Below are 16508 nucleotides of genomic sequence, written 5' to 3'. Positions count from 1 at the left end.
TCTCATCATCCATGACGACGCTAAGTATCCCGGATATGAGCTGCGGGCACCGCAAGTCAGTTATAGACAAAGCCATTGACACAGTAATTTCCTCCGCAAAGTTGGACTTTGACATGAAAAACCGCAGGGTACGTGTCTTAAGCGCTAATCAACTTGATCATATCCTTGCAGCTCAGAGTCCGAGGGATGCGAAGCCACGGTCGCAACAGAAGCTTAGGGGCGCACATGCTGTCGCCCCTTGGTTCTATCTTGCGTCTCTGACTGCCTCGATTAGCCGGGTCATTTCATCTTCGGCGATCAGCCCCGGGGCAAGCGCATCTCCAATCACAAACGAAGGGGTGCCACTGAAGCCAAGCTGCCGGGCCAATTCCATGGACACCTGGATATGCGCGTCGACTTCCGGCGCCTCCATGTCTGCGCGCAATTGATCCTCGTCCAGGCCAAGTTCCCGAACAACTTTCAGGACACTGGCCTCACTGGCACGACCGTTCAGAGCCATAAGCGCCCAATGAAATTCTTCATATTTTCCCTGATTTCGTGAGGCAAGCGCGGCGCGTGCCGCGAAGTCGGAACCTTCTCCGAGTATGGGCCATTCTCGGTAAACAACTCGGACATCGGAATCGCCTGCGATTACGTTTTTCACGACCGGGGCCGCGCGTTTGCAATATGGGCAGTTATAGTCAAAAAACTCGACTACGGTTACATCACCTTCCGGGTTTCCGATGACAGGCGCATTCGGATCCTGTTCCAGCAATTCACGCTGATTTTCCAAGACGTTTCCAATGGCTTCGGCTTTTGCCTGATCTTCGCGCTGTTGAAGCAATTGAATCGCCTGCATGATGATTTCGGGGTTTTCCATAATGGCTTCCAGAGCCAGCCGTTTTACATCGGAGTCAGACAATTCGTCAGCACTCGCCATAGCAGCACCAATCGACATAGTGATGGCAATTAAGCCTGCAAAAAATCGTTTCACGTCAGTTTCCTTCCGTTTGTTCTGCCTCGGTGCGCTGCTCTTGCAGCTTGCGTTCCCGATCCGGCCAACTCTCCTTGATGAAGGCAAGGATGTCCCAGATTTCCTGATCCGACAGAGTGTCCTCGAAACCTGGCATACCGCTTTTGACATCAGCGACGCCCATCTGTTTTAGTGTTTGGTACCCGCCAAGCTTTGTATAATCGAACAACAGCTTGTCGCCGTGATGCCAAGTGTGCCCTGTTCGGTCATGCGGGGGAGCTCGCAAGACGCCATCTGGATCAGGTGTCTGCCAATCTGGTTGACCCTCCAGACTTGCCCCGTGGCATGACGCGCAGTTTTCGGCGTACAAAACTGCACCACGTGCCGAATCCGCTGATGCACCGTTTTGTGCGCGCCCGCTCAGGCCCCAGCCAGCGACCGCGACAATGATCACCACAGCAGCTAGTGACACCCATTTCGCCGCACTCTTGTTCATCACGCCACGCTCAGCCAGGTCTTCATTCCAGCGGCCTGATGCGACAGCATGTGGCAATGAAACAGCCAGTCCCCCGGGTTATCCGCAACGAACGCAATCTCCCGCGTTTCCATCCGGTCAACCAGTATTGTGTCTCGCAGCGGTCCCAGGCTCCCGTTCGGCAGAACTTCCTGAAAGTGCGTCCCGTGCAAGTGCATGGCATGCGCAAAGACAGTGTCGTTCTGCATCTGAATACGGACTATGTCGCCACGCGAAACAGAAGCGAGCGGGTCTTCGGGTAACCCTGCGACTCCGTTGAATGTCCAGATCTGTCCTTCCTGAACCAACTCATTAGCGCTCATGACTTGGCCGTTGTAAGTACCTTGACGCAGTCCGCCCATCGCCCCGCCTTCCATCACCAATGGAACCTTTAAGGCGTCAGAAACATCTTCAAGAAAAGAAACAGGGTTGGGTGGCAGAGCTTCGATCTCACCGCGGCTGGCAGATGTACCGCTTCCCGAAACCGGGATCTCAGCGATAACAAATGATTCATCGCGTTCGTGAAGAGTTATTTGAACGGCTTCGTTCGATTCCGCTGTGACGTCGACGATCAAGTCTGCTCGCTGTGCAGGTCCGAAAACAAGTGTTTCGAAATCTTCTGGCTGCCTTACAGGCATGCCATCATAAGCGACCAGTTTCCCGTTTGCGCCACCTACTGACACATACATGATCCGATCAGTTGCCACGTTGACCATTCGAATTCGCAATCGCTGGTTCGTCAAAACTTCGGTCATTGGCGATATGCGCGCGTGAACGTAGTTTCCCATCCGACCTGCATGGGTCCAATCATGCATTGCACCAAAATCATCAACTATTTGAGCGTCCTTAGACAACCGCCAGTCATCCAGAAGGATCGTGATGTCATGGTCCGTGTCCGGCGGGTCCGTTTCGTCGACGATGAACGCGCCGTAAAGGCCCCTGGCCACTTGTTCCGTTGACTGGTTGTGAGAGTGATACCAGAAGGTCCCCGCGTCCTTCAGAGGCAAGTCATACTGAAATTCGCCGCCGGTTGGTACAGCCTCCTGCGTAAGGCCCGGCACCCCGTCCATATTGTTTGGAACCCGCAATCCGTGCCAATGGATTGCTGTAGGCTGAGGTAGCGAGTTCAGGAGTGTCCGGCGAACCGTTTCGCCTTGCCGGGCACGAATTTCAGGGCCCGGAACACCGCCATCATATCCCCATATCTCGGTCTCCGGATAGTTGTCGGGGGCAACACGTGCCAATCCTGAACGCGCCTCTATTATTCGGGGGGCGGTAGCCGCCCTCCCGATAGTCGGCACTGCGATTAGTGCCGACGTGCCTGCAACGAATTGCCTGCGATTGAGCTTCATTAGGACTTCCTTCCAAAGAATACTTGATCTCTCACTGGATTATCCCCCCTCGTGTACATCCAGCAGATAGGTCGCCATTGCCTTCCGGTCATCGTCTGTCAGAAAACTGGTGCCATAGTTTACAACCTCTCCCATGGCGCCGCCGAAGACATCGCCATCAGGCATGACGCCGGTGCGCAACGCGTAGGCCAGATCATCGACTGTCCACCCACGCATTTGCAGGGTCTCAAAGTCGATGGCCGGTGCCTTGTCACCGCCCGGCAGAGAGTCACTTCCCTTGAAGTGTTCCGTGTCCGAGTTTCTTGCGCCAGCCAGGTTCCTCCCGGTGTGACAGGCGGCACAATGCGTGGCACCTTCAACGAGTAACCGGCCCCGGTTCCATACATCATCATTGCCCGGCACGGGATCGGTCCGCGGCGGTTCCAAAAATGCCGCCCGCCATAGCTTCAGGCCCCATCTCTGATTGAAGGGGAACACCATTTCCTGCTCTTTTGACGGTTCCGCTACTGGCGGAACCGTTTGCCAGGCGGCCCAAAGATCGGCGATGTCCTGATCCGTAAAGTTGGCATAGAACGGATAAGGAAAGGCCGGGTAGTAGGGTTGTTCGTCGGGCGACACACCCTGACGTACTGCGCGGGCAAATTCCTCGATGGTCCAATCACCGATCCCGTGATCGGGATCTGTGGTCAGGTTCGGCGAAAAGAGCGTGCCGAACGGGGTATCCAACTCCACCCCACCGGCCAAGGGCGCACCTCCTTTGGCAAAATCTGTGTGGCAGGCGATACAGCCACTTGCCCTTGCCAGATACGCCCCGCGGTTAACGTCACCCTGAATGTCGAGAGCTTGTAAGGGCTGGCCAATCGGCCAAGCCATCACGGCAACAAATCCCGCTGACGCCATTACGGCGGCAGCAAGGCCCAATCGGAATATCGGTCTCATGACGCATTCCTATTCCGACCGAAATTGCGTGTGACACGCCGAGCATGTCTGGCTCAGCATCATGAATACACCATCTGCCGGCATTTCAGACAGTTGTGCTTGATCTGGACTGCCGCCCATCATCCCGCCACCCATCATAGAACCGCCGCCCATCATGGATGCGCCGGCCATCATGCCCGAACCTTGCCCCGACCCGGACATCATCAACCCGTTGTCCGCCGCAAGCTCAAGGCCTTTGGAGTAAGTTTCCAACTGGCTGGCCAATTCTGAAAAGGAGCCCCAATCCTGCCAAATCTCCGATTTGGCCTCTGAGGGTTTGCCATCAGATCCCTCTGGAAACAGCTTTGTCATGCTCTCACCGGCGTGGCTTCCGATTTTCTTGGCTTCGCTTCTTACCGTTTGCGCATTGTAGGGCGTTTTCCCCTGCATCATCGGTGTAAGAACCTTCATGCTGTCCTTCATCGCGGACATGCCGTCCATGCGTTCTTTGACAATGCCGGTTGCGCCACCATGCGCCAAGGCGGCGGCTGCAAACAAAGAAACCAGGGCGACGCCTGTAGTCATTTTTAGAATGTTCATTTTTTGTCCTTATCGTCTGCTTCGACGCGCCCATCTTGAGCGCAATTCGACTCGTCAGATCAGAACACGCGGCGGCGGTGGGTCAAACGATGTGATGCCGAGAACCCGGTATTGGGCTCGCGAGATCGAGTACCTTTGCTCAGCGACATAGGGGTCAGGCGACGTTGGGCCTATCAAAAATAGCCCGACAGCGTTGCATATGGCTCCGCCATGACAATGCCCGGGATGACCCTGCTTGACATGCTCAACGTCCGCAGAGTCGCTTTGGTCAATCACATGCTGTGAATCACCGCCATGTGCATGCGCAGAATCGGCCGTTACAAGTAGCCCGCCAATGGCCAACACCATTGACAGGATGAAGTAACGAATTGCACTGCTCGTTCGGCTCGTCACCTTCAGAAAATCCCGTTTTCCTGCTGCAACTCTCTTATATACGCCACGATGCCTTTCACATCCGCTCGGGTCAAGCCATCAACCGGCGGCATATTGCCGAACTTCCAATGATGGGCTCGAACACCATTCTGGACTGCCACGTAAAATGCCTCGTCCGAATGGTGGCCTGGTTCATAGATTTTATGCACCAATGGTGGTGCAAGGCCCTCCATACCTGTTGCATTCGCGCCATGGCACGCCGAGCATTTTGCGTCGAATGCCACTTTGCCGACTGATGCAAAATCACTCAGCTGGTCAGGCAGATTGACGTTTTGGATTGGGTCCCCTGGCTCCAGTGCTGACGTATCGGGCGGCGTCATCGAATGGCCTGTCGGTTGCTGATTTAGGTTGTAGACGAACGCGGCGGCGCCTGCGATCACTACTCCGCCTATCAAGAGTGTAAGTTTATCCATCTCAGTTTTTCTTATGATTTTCAGTTTCTGACTTTTGGGCCCGCTCAGAAAAATCGCATTGACCAAGGTCAGATCAGTTTTACCTGCGTGCCTACAGCCGCCAGCTCGAACAATTCCGCAATCTGATCGTTGTATAAGCCGATGCAGCCATTGGAGGATCTTCTTCCGATCTTGCGTGTGTCATTGGTGCCGTGGATCCGGTAGTATTGCCAGCTCAAATAAAGTGCATGTGTCCCCAGAGGATTCTCCGGACCCGGTCCCACATAGTCGGGCCAAGCGGGGTTGCGCTTTTTCATTGCTGGTGTCGGCCGCCAAGATGGCCCCTCAACCTTGCGAGTTACTGTGGTGTAGCCCAGCCTTGTAAGGTCTTCCGTCAACGGCACGCTGGTTGGATACATCCGATAGACGCTCTCGTCTTCTGACCAATATTGCAGGACCTTGGACTGTGTATCGGACAGGATCACACCATTCTTAAGCGTATCAAAGTGATCCTGCCATTTAGCAACGCGGAATGAGGAAACATTCCGGCGCGTCCCCTCGGTTGTCATCGATTGGGCCCAAACGGCCGGTGCTGGAAAAAGAGTTGTCGCAGCAAACGCGGCAATCACTCCGCGTCGCGTAACAGCCTTTCTATCCCTGTTCGGTTTCATGCCCGCCACCCCAAACGTGTATTCTTGCTTTACGACTCATTTGGGCTGTATGCCCGGTTCCCGCGCTGGAAGGTCAACAAACAACAGGTTTTGCGTAAGCGAAATTTCGTCTGGAATACTGCTGCCGTCGGCACATGGGGCGGTTTCAAAGGTGGCTTCAGATCGTCAAGCCATTGTGAAGAAGAAACTATTCTTGGGTACTCACACCGAAACAACGTCAATACAGGTAGATAGCAAGAATGGAGCGTTTTCCCGAGCTCCTATCGCCTTTGTTCAGATTGCTGCCCGCTTTCTGTGCCGAACCTGCCCATCTTGCCGCCACAAAGCTCTTGTCTCTTAATGCAAGGACTTCTGTTTTGATGTAGAACACGGTCTCGGAAATCGTTGTGAGTGCAAGCCCACCCAGGGTTCGAATCCCTTTTACTTCGTCATCAATCAATTCATCCTTCAAGGCTGTTTCTTTGCTTGTGTTGCGATTCCTGCAATGGATGGCATGATGTTGCCACTGCCTGCAGTGTCAATCAGCGCAGTGTGGCTCAAACCCGCAATATGCTGCAAAATCACGTGTTTTCCCCTTTGCTTTAACGTACCTTAACCCCATCTGAGCGACACATCATTTGAAGGAGACATCCAATGTCGCGTCTTTTACTTATCGTAGCCATCGCCGTTATCGGCGGAGGCGCTTACTATTTCGCCACAAAACCTGAACCAACCCCTGCCGAGCAGTTGCAATCGGCGGCTGAAGATGCCTCAGAGGCGGTTGGTGAAGCAGCCTCGGCAATACAAGAGGGCGCTGCTGATGCCGTTGAGGCGGCGACTGAACAAGCATCCGAGGCTGCGTCCTCGATTGCGGATCAGGCCTCGGAAGCTGCATCTTCCGTATCGGAACAGGCCAGCGACGCTGCTACATCTTTGACCGAGCAGGCCAATGATGCAGCCTCAGCAGCTGGAGATCAGGTCGCAGCGCTTGCCGGTCAGGGACAGGAACTGTTCAACTCGTGGGTTCAGGACGGCATGCTAACCGCGCAGAATTTCGACTATGACGCTATCGTCACGTCGGTTCAGGAAAGCGCCTTGTCTCAGGACATCAAAACACAGGTTATGAAGATCCTCGACGAGATCAAAGCGTCGCCTGAGCTGGTTGTCGCGAAGATACAGGATCTGCGCAATCTGATGACGCAGCAGTGAACAGTTCCAGAACCAGCCCCTAGAGGGCTGGTTCACCCGGACGGGATGCGACTTAATTTGCGTCACATTACGGCATTACCCAATTGACATAGCTCACCGTGTTTGATTGCTTTCTTGAGATTGTTTTGAAAAAATAAAACCTTTTGTCAATGTGTTACATTGTGACGATGAAGGCCTCGTGCTGAACTCGCATCAAAGAAGGATCGAACGATGACCACCCTGCCCGACACCATGTTTGCCGTTGTTCAATCGCAGGACGGATATTCCGGCACAGCCACGGGACCGACGCTGGAGAATGCCTCGGACTGGTTAGCGGAGGCTGAACTGCCTGTACCTGTCCCAAAGGCGGGACAAGTGCTGATCAAAGTGCGCACTGCCTCGGTGAATCCTTCAGATATCCATTTTATCAAAGGAGAATATGGTCAGCCGCGGGTCAAAGACGCCGCAGCAGGGTTCGAGGGGTGCGGAGATGTTGTTGCCACCGGTACCGGGGCTAACGCCCTGCTGGATCAGCGCGTGGCCTTTGTGGCAGCAGGCTCTGGTGCCTGGGCCGAGTATGTTGTGACGCAGGCCCAGATGTGTATCCCCTTGCGCCCCGAAATCTCGGATGAAGACGGGGCGGCGCAGATCGTAAACCCGCTAACCGCAATGGCGATGGTGGATATCGCACGGGCTGAGGGCGAGGCTTTTGTAGTCTCTGCCGCCACCAGCCAGCTTGGTAAGTTGATGTGCAGCCTTGGACGGGATCTTGGGTTGAAACCGATCGCTCTGGTGCGGCGCGCCGAAACGGTCGAGATGTTAAAAGGCCTGGGTGCGGCAGAGGTGGTCGTGACCAGCGATACGGATGCGCCGACGCGGTTTGCCACGATCAGTGCAGATCTGAAACCTCATGTTTTTCTCGACGCGGTTGCCGACCAACTGTCAGAGCAGGTGTTCTGCGCGATGCCCAATGGCGCGCGGTGGGTTTGCTATGGGAAACTCAGTACGGAAATGCCGAAGTTGACTCAGATGGGCCAGTTGATCTTCATGAGCAAACGGATCGAGGGCTTCTGGCTGACCCGCTGGATGATGGACACACCCCCGGCTGATCAAATGCGAGTTGTCAGCGAAGTGCAGGCGCGATTTGCAGATGGGCGCTGGCGCACAGATGTTTCCGCACGGCTTTCGCTACGAGAAGTGCTGCCAAATCTGGCGGATGCTCTGAAAAAGAGTGACGGGAAGGTGATAATCACTCCATAGTAGAACAAAGCGCCGGACTTAACCGGCTTAGGGAGGGTGAGATTGGATAACGCACAGCTGCTGATTAGCGGGCTGGCGAATGGTTGTGTCTACGGCCTGATCGCCCTTGGCTTTGTACTGATTTACAAAGCCACCGAGGCAGTGAATTTTGCGCAGGGCGATTTCATGATGCTGGGTGCGTTTGTCACCATTGGCCTTACGAATACGGAATATATGGGGCTGCCCTTCTGGCTGGCGCTACCGATTTCACTGGGGATTATGGGCGCACTTGGGTATCTGATCGATCGGCTGATCATCCGCCGCGTCTTTGGCGAAAGTCAGACTGCCGTGGTGATCCTAACCATCGCCTTGGGCTTTGTGATCAGGTTTGCAGCTGGTCTGATCTGGGGGCACGAGCCGCAAACGCTGCAGAACCCATTGGCTGGTAAGGAAATCCGGTTCGGTGGTCTTGTGCTGGGGATGGAGGACGTGGCCGTGATTGTTGTCACCGTCCTACTGACCTGGGGTCTTTATGTGTTCTTCAGCAAGACCAAGCTGGGGCTTGCCATGCAAGGTGCGTCTCAAAACCAGTTGGCGGCATATTACATGGGGATCCCGGTCAAGCGGGTTCAGGGCTTAATCTGGGCATTGGCCGGAGTTGTCGCTGGGATTGCCGGAATTTTGTTCGCGGCCAAAGGCTCGGTCGATCCCACAACTGGGCTTCTGGGAATCAAGGCATTTGCAGCAGCTGTGATAGGCGGATTCGGCAGCCTGCCCGGCGCTTTGGCCGGCGGGCTAATCGTCGGCGTAATCGAGCCCTTTGCCAGCCGCTATATCGCAGCCGGGTACAGTCAGATCGCGCCTTATGCGCTGTTGCTGGCAGTTCTGATCTTTCGACCGCATGGGCTGTTCAGCCAGGTGCGGGTCAAGAAGGTCTGATCGCATGCGGATTGTTTTCAAAACAAACTATATGCAGGACATTCGCCCGTGGAAGGATGGCTATCAGCTTAGCCTCTATCTGATCCTGTTGGCGGTCGTAGCCGCTGCGCCGTGGTGGCTGGATGATTTCTATCTTGGGGAACTGACTAATGTCCTGATCTGGGCCATCGCGGGTTTGGGCTTGATGATCCTAACCGGCCATACCGGGCAGGCCAGCCTTGGCCATGCCGCCTTTCTGGCCGTTGGGTGCTATGCCAATGTCATCCTGATTGAGGCTGGGGTGCCCTTTCTGCTGGCGTTCCCGTTGGCGGGCCTGTTGACCGGCATCGTCGGAGCAACCGTCGCTATTCCTGCCCTGCGCCTGCATGGCATCTATCTTGCGATCTTCACCCTGGCTCTGTCTGTGCTCATGGACGACATCATCGTTCTGGCCGAACCCGTCACCGGAGGTGTCGCGGGTAAATATCTGGGTGGTGTCGAAATCTTCGGACATCTGGTCGATCGTTGGGCCACCCCGGCCCCGTTTTTCTGGCTGGTGCTGGCCGTCGCCGTTATCGTGACACTGGGCTATATCAACCTATTGCGCGCGCCCTTGGGCCGCAGCTTCATCGCCGTACGAGACTCTGAGATCTCAGCGCAGGCGATGGGTGTGGATATCGCGCGCACCAAGACAATCTCTTTCGCCCTCTCCTGCGCCGTCACCGGACTAGCAGGCGCATTGATGGGTATGTTCTCTGGGGCGTTCAATAACGAGACATTCAGCGTCGTAATTTCCATCCAATTGCTGATGATGATCGTTATCGGAGGTCTGGGTTCGATCCATGGCGCGTTTTTGGGCGCAGTTGTGATCGGTTTCCTGCCGCAGTTTCTGTCGATTTCAAAGGAATACGCGGCAGCCCTGTTTGGCGGCAATACGGTCGCCATTCCGGGGCTCGAATTCGGCATCTTCGGCATGATCCTGATCGCCTTCATCCTGTTCGAACCGATGGGTCTGTATGGTCGATGGCTAAAAATCCGGACGTGGTTCGAACTGTTCCCCTTCTACCGCAAGGACATGTTCAAACGACAAAAGTCCTATCTCAAGACGGAGCGTCTGAGATGAGCTTGCTGGAGTTTGAAAACGTTACCCTGAAATTCGGCGGTCTGACTGCTGTGGATGATCTGTCCTTCAACGTGCAAGAAGGTGAGGTGTTCGCCATCGTCGGTCCCAACGGCGCCGGCAAATCAACGGTCTTCAACCTGATTTCGCGCTTCTATGATCCTTATGCAGGGGCGATCCACTTTGACGGGCATGATCTGCTGCGTATCAAGCCCTCGGGTGTCGCGGCCTATGGCGTCGCGCGGACATTCCAGAACATTGAACTGTTCGAACATGCGACCGTTTTGCAGAACCTTCTGGTCGGGCGCCACCGGCACCGCAAAACCAATCTGATCTCGGAAATTCTGTTCTCGCCCTCAGCTCGCAGGCAGGAGATCGAGAACCGAGAAAAGGTTGAAGAGATCATCGACTTCCTCGACCTCCAGGCCTTTCGTGACAAGATGATCTCGGGCCTCCCCTATGGCGTGCGTAAGGTGGTCGAAGTCGCCCGAGCGTTGGCCACCGATCCAAAACTCCTGCTGTTGGATGAACCCGCCTCGGGCCTATCGGTGGAAGAGACCACAGATATGCGTTGGTGGATCGATGACATCCGGCGTCAGATGGGCATTACCGTGCTTATGGTAGAGCATGATATGGGTCTGGTCTCGGGCGTATCCGACCGGGTTCTTGCCATGGCCGACGGAGCGAAGCTTGCCCTTGGAACCCCAGCCGAAGTTCAATCTCATCCTGCTGTGGTAGAGGCCTATTTGGGCAAAGCTTCATGAACCAACCGATCCTTAGCATTCGCAATGTTGAAAGCTTTTATGGCCCGATCATGGCCATTCGTGGCGTGTCATTGGACGTGCATCGAGGGCAGGTCGTTTCAATCCTGGGCGCAAATGGCGCGGGCAAGACAACGCTGATGAAAACAATCTCAGGCGTGATGGATCCCGAGAAAGGTTCAATCACATTTGACGGTCAGCAAATACAGGGATCGGAACCTCACAAGGTCGTGCAAAAAGGCATCGTCCATGTGCCCGAGGGACGCGAGGTCTTTCCACTTTTGACCGTCGACGAGAATTTGAATCTTGGGGCTTATACCCTTTCGGACAAGGGTCAGATCGATCATGACCGCGATCTGGTGTTTTCCTACTTTCCTGTGTTGAAAGACCGCCGCAATCAGGAAGCTGGCACTCTGTCCGGCGGGCAACAGCAGATGCTGGCGATTGGGCGCGGCCTGATGGCTAACCCGCGTATCATGCTGCTGGATGAGCCCTCGCTGGGCTTATCGCCGCTGCTGGTGCAAGAGATTTTTGGCATTCTCAAGCGCCTGAATGACGAACAGAGCATGACAATGATGCTGGTCGAGCAGAACGCCAATGCGGCACTGGAACTCGCCCATCATGGCTATGTAATGGAGATCGGACGGATCGTTATGGATGGTGCGGCTGAAACCTTGCTGCAATCCGAGGACATTCAGAATTTCTATCTGGGCGTTCAGGAAGAAGGCGCGCGAGAAAACCGCCGCTGGAAACGCAAGAAGACATGGAGGTGAGCTGGATGGACGCAAGCCCCCTGCCCCCTCAGACCAGAATCAACGGTGTGCAGTTCAACGCTACGCCAGGTCAGAGACCCCTGCGAGTCGATGGCTGTGTCACGATATGCGAGCTATTCCAGAAACGCTGTGCCGAACTGGGACAGCGTACGGCGCATCGCGAGAAGGACTTCGGCATCTGGAAATCCTACTCATGGGCCGACTACTGGCAACACGCCAAATGGATCGGGCTGGCCCTGCGCAAGCTGGGTCTGCAACGTGGCGAGGTTGTCTCGATCCTGTCCGAAGACCGCAAGGAATGGGCGTGGTTCGACATGGGCATCCAGTGTGTCGGAGGGATTGCTTCGGGCGTCTACACCACAGATTCGGCCAGCCAGTTAAAATATCTGATCAATGACAGTGGCAGCCGGTTTCTGATCGTTGAAGATGAAGAGCAGTTGGACAAGTTCCTCGAAGTCGAGGCGGATCTGCCCGATCTGCTCAAGGTCATTATCCTTGAGGATGAAGGCCTGCACGACCTGGATCATCCGCGTTGCATGATGATCGAGGACTTGTACGCTCTGGGGCAGCAGGCTCAGGTCGATGAACCCGGCGCATTCGAAGCAGAAATCGCTGAAACCACGTCACAAGACACCGCCCTGCTCATATATACTTCAGGTACCACCGGTAATCCCAAAGGCGCCATGCTGAGCCATGAGAACATCATGGCCGCGATCGAGGCAGGGGCACATTCCCTGCCCTCCCAATCAGCCGACGAACAGCTATGTTTTCTGCCGCTCTGTCATATCCTCGAACGCGACGTGTCGATCTACTACCCGCTTGCGATGAAGACTACTGTGAATTTCGCTGAAAGCCCCGAGACAGTGTTCTCCAACCTGCAAGAGGTCTCTCCCGCCACCTTCACTGCCGTCCCGCGCGTGTGGGAGAAGATCTACTCGCAGGTCATGTTCATGGCGAAGGAAGCAACGCCCACAGGACGCTTCGCCTTTGCACAGGCGCTTAAGTCTGGAATGGCGCGCGCTGAATTTATCCTTGCGGGCAAACCTGTTCCAGCACCGATCGCTATGCAGTCCTGGCTTTGGGATCGGCTTGTTCTGCGTAACCTGCGCCGGATGCTGGGCTTAGATCGTCTCCGCCGAGGCGGCTCTGGTGCAGCGCCGATCTCTCCCGATTTGCTCAGGTGGTATTGGGCAATTGGTGTGCCCATTGTCGAGGGCTTCGGTATGACTGAAACCGCCGGCATAGCAGCGCTGAACACGCTTGAGGCCAACAAGATCGGCACCATTGGAAAACCTGTTCCTGGCAACGACCTGCGCATCGCGGAAGACGGAGAAATTCAGGTCAAAGGCCTGAACGTCTTTCAGGGCTACTGGCGCAACAATGCCAAAACAGCTGAAAGCTTCACCTGCGACGGTTGGCTGCGCACTGGGGATATGGGGCATATCGACGAGGAAGGCTTTGTCACCATCACAGGGCGCCTCAAGGACATCATCATTACTGCGGGCGGTAAGAACGTCACGCCCGCAGAGATCGAGAGCGGGTTGAAGTTCAGCCAGTATATCTCGGACGCGGTGATCATCGGGGATCGGCGCAAGTACCTGACGGCGCTAATCATGATCGATCAGGAAAACGTTGAGAAATTCGCACAAGAGCGCAAGATCCCCTTTTCGAACTTTTCTTCCCTTTGTGCTGCGTCCGAAGTGACGGAGTTGATCGGCAATGAAATCGCAGCGGTCAATAAGGACTTTGCGCGGGTCGAACAGATCAAGGATTTCCGGCTGATCGACGTGTTGCTCACTGCCGAAGATGAGGAGCTGACGGCGACTATGAAACTCAAACGTGGTCTGGTGGAAAAGAAACACGCACATCTCATTGAAGATATGTACAATTAGTTAAGGGGCGACCCAACAGGGAGGAGAAGTATGAAACACTTGTTTAAGGGCCTTGCCGCAGCGACGGCATTGACTGCATCTGCCACGATCAGCTGGGCGCAAACACAAGGCGTGACAGATGACGAGATCGTCATTGGCTCAGTCAACGACCTCAGCGGCATCTTCGCTGCTGTGGGCGTTCCGGCCACCAAAGGCGCAAATGTGGTCTTTGATCGCGTCAACGCCGAGGGTGGCGTGCATGGCCGCAAGATCCGCTTTGTCGTCGAGGATAACGGCTATCAGATGCCACGCGCGATGCAGGGCTATAACAAGCTGCTGAACCGTGACAAGGTTTTCGCGATGTTGCAGTCGCTGGGTACGCCGATGAATGTTGCTGGGTTCAAGCTGCTGGATCCGAAAGGTATTCCCAACGTCGCCCCTCTGACCGCCGCGCGGCAAATGCTGCAAGAGCCGATTAAGAACAAGTTCACCTCGTTCTCGACCTATTACGATCAAGCTCGGATTGGGGTGAAGTATCTGAACGGTGAATTTGGATCGCAAACCGTTTGCACCATGTACCTGCCTACTGATTTCGGTGAGGAAATTCTGGAAGGCAGCAAAGCGGGAGCCGAAGAGGCTGGCATCACTTTCGGCGCTGAGACCACCCATAAACCGGACGAGACGGATTTCGTGGGGTCCTTGAGCAAGCTTAAAGAAGAAGGTTGTGACATCGTCACGATGGCGCTAGGCGTGCGTCAGGCAATCACTGTTGTTGGAACGGCCAAGAAAATGGGCCTGATCGACATGAAGTTCCTCGGCACCTCTGCCAGCTTCCTAACCGTGGTGGCGCAGGTGCCCGGTGGAGTGACCGACGGTTTCTATGCGGCGGCCTCGTGGCTGGATCTCTGGGCGCGCGCCGAAGAGCCAGCCCCGGCAGCATTTATTTCTGAATACAAAGAGGCTACGGGCGAAGACCCGGTCGGATTTTCAATGCTGGGCTATTCAGCGGCCGAGATGATGGTCAAAGCGCTTGAAGCTGCAGGTCCTGATCTGACGCATGATAGCTTCATCGCCGCGATGGAATCTCTGGATTACATGGATGAGTTGGTCGGCAACCAGATCACCTATGGGCCCGATGACCATCAGGGTGCTGACTCTGTATTTGTCAGCGTCGTCGAAAATGGTGCGTGGAAACTGGTTTACGAAGAATAAACCGAACAAGGAAAAAGGGCTCGCAGTTGCGAGCCCTTTCCAATTCGGTATCTGTAGCGATTAACGCTTCGAGAACTGGAACGAACGACGCGCTTTGCGCTTACCGTATTTCTTACGTTCCACAACGCGGCTGTCGCGGGTCAGGAAGCCAGCGGCTTTCAGAGCGCCACGCAGGTTGGGATCGTACAGTTGCAGCGCTTTCGAGATGCCGTGCTTGACCGCACCGGCCTGACCGGTCAGGCCACCGCCTTTGACGGTTGCAACAACGTCGAACTCACCTTCCACACCAGCAACCTGGAACGGCTGGCGCAGGATCAGCTGCAGAACGGGACGCGCAAAATACTTGTCCTGATCCTTGCCGTTTACGGTGACCTTGCCGGAACCCGGCTTGATCCAGACGCGGGCAACAGCGTCTTTACGCTTGCCGGTGGCGTAGGAACGACCCAACTCGTCACGTACGGGTTCACGTACGATAACTTCTTCGGCCACGGTTTCAACGCCTGCGACGGCGCTCAGCTCTTCGAGAGTATTGATCTGATCAGCCATCGGTCATTAGCTCCGGGTGTTTTTCTTGTTCATGGACTTTACGTCCAGAACTTCGGGCGCTTGCGCCTCATGAGGATGCTCGGCACCTGCGTAAACGCGCAGGTTGGTCATCTGCTGACGCGCCAGACGGTTGCCCGGCAGCATGCGCTTGACCGCTTGGGTCACGACGCGCTCGGGGTGTGCACCCTCGAGGATCTGCTGCTTGGTGCGCGACTTGATGCCGCCCGGGTGGCCAGTGTGCCAGTAGAAGTTCTCTTCGCGCTTCTTGCCGGTCATCTGGATTTTGTCAGCGTTGATCACGATGACATTGTCGCCCATGTCCATGTTGGGTGTGAACGACGCTTTGTGCTTGCCACGCAGGCGCATGGCGACGATCGACGCAAGACGGCCCAGAACAACGCCCTCGGCGTCGATCAGGATCCATTTCTTGTCGATGTCTGCAGGTGTTGCAGAAAAGGTTTTCATGGCAGGATAGTCCTGTTTGATGTGAAAGACCGCCCCTTGGCGGAGCGGCCCGAATTCGATGGAGGGGGTTTAGACCTACTAGTTATGCAGGTCAATACAGGCAAAGTATAATATATCTATCAATAACAATAACTTATAAAATAGGTATTATTTTACCCCAAAATTTCTTCGGCATATCCAATTTTGCGTAGCTTAGTTAAGCTAGACTCAACCAAGATCATCCAATGTCGGAGGTGGCTATGCAAGAATTGGAACAGGTTATCGCTGCCTATGGTGCGGCATGGCAGTCGACCGATCCCGAAAGGCGACTGAGCCTTCTTGAGCAGTGTTTTGCACAAACTGGTCGTTACGTCGATCCAACTGCAGAAGTTTCCGGCAGAGATCAACTCAATGCCCATATCGGAGCAGTTCTGAGTGATACAAAGGGCCGCGTTGAGCTGACCAGTGAGCCGAATTCACACCATGATGTGGTCCACTTCACCTGGCATATGGTTGCTCCCGATGGTTCCATTATGGTGGCCGGACATGATTTCATTCGTCTCGATGCCGATGGTAAGATTTCTCATTTGTCGGGCTTTTTCGGTGACCCTGCCCCAGTGCAATAG

Annotated in this window: 19 protein-coding genes; 9 read left to right on the top strand and 10 right to left on the bottom strand. The window is 55.0% G+C overall.

Going from position 1 to position 16508, the window contains the following annotated elements:
* Positions 1-244: 244 nt before the first annotated feature.
* The 8 genes from ACR0AY_RS02475 to ACR0AY_RS02440 all read right to left on the bottom strand — a co-directional run bounded on the left by ACR0AY_RS02475 (position 245) and on the right by ACR0AY_RS02440 (position 6282).
* On the bottom strand, positions 245-973 hold the full coding sequence (locus ACR0AY_RS02475) for a DsbA family protein (RefSeq protein WP_480453679.1): 729 nt from the start codon (positions 971-973) through the stop codon (positions 245-247).
* Between the two features lies 1 nt (position 974).
* Positions 975-1448, bottom strand: coding sequence for a c-type cytochrome (locus ACR0AY_RS02470; RefSeq protein ID WP_170509961.1), 474 nt, complete (start codon positions 1446-1448; stop codon positions 975-977).
* A complete protein-coding gene (locus ACR0AY_RS02465; RefSeq protein ID WP_170509964.1) occupies positions 1448-2818 on the bottom strand; it encodes a multicopper oxidase family protein in 1371 nt (456 codons plus the stop codon). The genes ACR0AY_RS02470 and ACR0AY_RS02465 overlap by 1 nt, the downstream gene beginning before the upstream one ends.
* Before the next feature lie 39 nt (positions 2819-2857).
* The gene (locus ACR0AY_RS02460) at positions 2858-3757 is read right to left on the bottom strand and encodes a c-type cytochrome (RefSeq protein ID WP_170509967.1); all 900 of its coding nucleotides are present in this window, start codon (positions 3755-3757) and stop codon (positions 2858-2860) included.
* Between the two features lie 9 nt (positions 3758-3766).
* Positions 3767-4336, bottom strand: coding sequence for a cytochrome c (locus tag ACR0AY_RS02455; protein ID WP_170509970.1), 570 nt, complete (start codon positions 4334-4336; stop codon positions 3767-3769).
* A 395-nt stretch (positions 4337-4731) separates the two neighbouring features.
* A complete protein-coding gene (locus ACR0AY_RS02450) occupies positions 4732-5181 on the bottom strand; it encodes a c-type cytochrome (RefSeq protein WP_170509973.1) in 450 nt (149 codons plus the stop codon).
* A 68-nt stretch (positions 5182-5249) separates the two neighbouring features.
* Entirely contained in the window at positions 5250-5831 is a 582-nt protein-coding gene (locus ACR0AY_RS02445) for a L,D-transpeptidase (RefSeq protein WP_170509977.1), read from the bottom strand.
* Between the two features lie 217 nt (positions 5832-6048).
* Entirely contained in the window at positions 6049-6282 is a 234-nt protein-coding gene (locus ACR0AY_RS02440) for a hypothetical protein (RefSeq protein WP_170509980.1), read from the bottom strand.
* A 182-nt stretch (positions 6283-6464) separates the two neighbouring features.
* Here ACR0AY_RS02440 and ACR0AY_RS02435 point away from each other — a divergent pair, with 182 nt between their 5' ends.
* The 8 genes from ACR0AY_RS02435 to ACR0AY_RS02400 all read left to right on the top strand — a co-directional run bounded on the left by ACR0AY_RS02435 (position 6465) and on the right by ACR0AY_RS02400 (position 14892).
* On the top strand, positions 6465-7019 hold the full coding sequence (locus tag ACR0AY_RS02435) for a hypothetical protein (protein ID WP_170393102.1): 555 nt from the start codon (positions 6465-6467) through the stop codon (positions 7017-7019).
* Between the two features lie 210 nt (positions 7020-7229).
* Entirely contained in the window at positions 7230-8258 is a 1029-nt protein-coding gene (locus ACR0AY_RS02430) for an alcohol dehydrogenase catalytic domain-containing protein (protein ID WP_170509983.1), read from the top strand.
* A gap of 42 nt (positions 8259-8300) precedes the next feature.
* Complete coding sequence (locus tag ACR0AY_RS02425; protein ID WP_170393104.1) at positions 8301-9176, top strand: branched-chain amino acid ABC transporter permease; 876 nt, start codon at positions 8301-8303, stop codon at positions 9174-9176.
* Positions 9177-9180: 4 nt separating this feature from the next.
* Positions 9181-10278, top strand: coding sequence for a branched-chain amino acid ABC transporter permease (locus ACR0AY_RS02420; RefSeq protein WP_170509987.1), 1098 nt, complete (start codon positions 9181-9183; stop codon positions 10276-10278).
* Entirely contained in the window at positions 10275-11039 is a 765-nt protein-coding gene (locus ACR0AY_RS02415; RefSeq protein WP_170421563.1) for an ABC transporter ATP-binding protein, read from the top strand. The genes ACR0AY_RS02420 and ACR0AY_RS02415 overlap by 4 nt, the downstream gene beginning before the upstream one ends.
* Complete coding sequence (locus ACR0AY_RS02410) at positions 11036-11809, top strand: ABC transporter ATP-binding protein (RefSeq protein WP_170405694.1); 774 nt, start codon at positions 11036-11038, stop codon at positions 11807-11809. The genes ACR0AY_RS02415 and ACR0AY_RS02410 overlap by 4 nt, the downstream gene beginning before the upstream one ends.
* 5 nt (positions 11810-11814) lie before the next feature.
* Complete coding sequence (locus ACR0AY_RS02405; RefSeq protein ID WP_170509990.1) at positions 11815-13701, top strand: AMP-dependent synthetase/ligase; 1887 nt, start codon at positions 11815-11817, stop codon at positions 13699-13701.
* 30 nt (positions 13702-13731) lie between these two features.
* A complete protein-coding gene (locus ACR0AY_RS02400) occupies positions 13732-14892 on the top strand; it encodes an ABC transporter substrate-binding protein (RefSeq protein ID WP_170509993.1) in 1161 nt (386 codons plus the stop codon).
* 60 nt (positions 14893-14952) lie between these two features.
* On the opposite strand, the gene rpsI is transcribed toward ACR0AY_RS02400, so the two are convergent.
* Positions 14953-15438, bottom strand: a complete 486-nt coding sequence (rpsI, locus tag ACR0AY_RS02395; protein WP_010440030.1) for a 30S ribosomal protein S9 — start codon at positions 15436-15438, stop codon at positions 14953-14955.
* Between the two features lie 6 nt (positions 15439-15444).
* The gene (gene rplM / locus ACR0AY_RS02390) at positions 15445-15903 is read right to left on the bottom strand and encodes a 50S ribosomal protein L13 (RefSeq protein WP_039536983.1); all 459 of its coding nucleotides are present in this window, start codon (positions 15901-15903) and stop codon (positions 15445-15447) included.
* A 239-nt stretch (positions 15904-16142) separates the two neighbouring features.
* On the opposite strand from rplM, the gene ACR0AY_RS02385 reads away from it, so the two are divergent.
* Complete coding sequence (locus tag ACR0AY_RS02385; RefSeq protein ID WP_170595655.1) at positions 16143-16508, top strand: nuclear transport factor 2 family protein; 366 nt, start codon at positions 16143-16145, stop codon at positions 16506-16508.

Source organism: Ruegeria sp. A5 (genome assembly GCF_056543005.1).
Note: the sequence above shows the minus strand (reverse complement) of the source record. Positions and strands in the feature narration are given on the sequence as shown.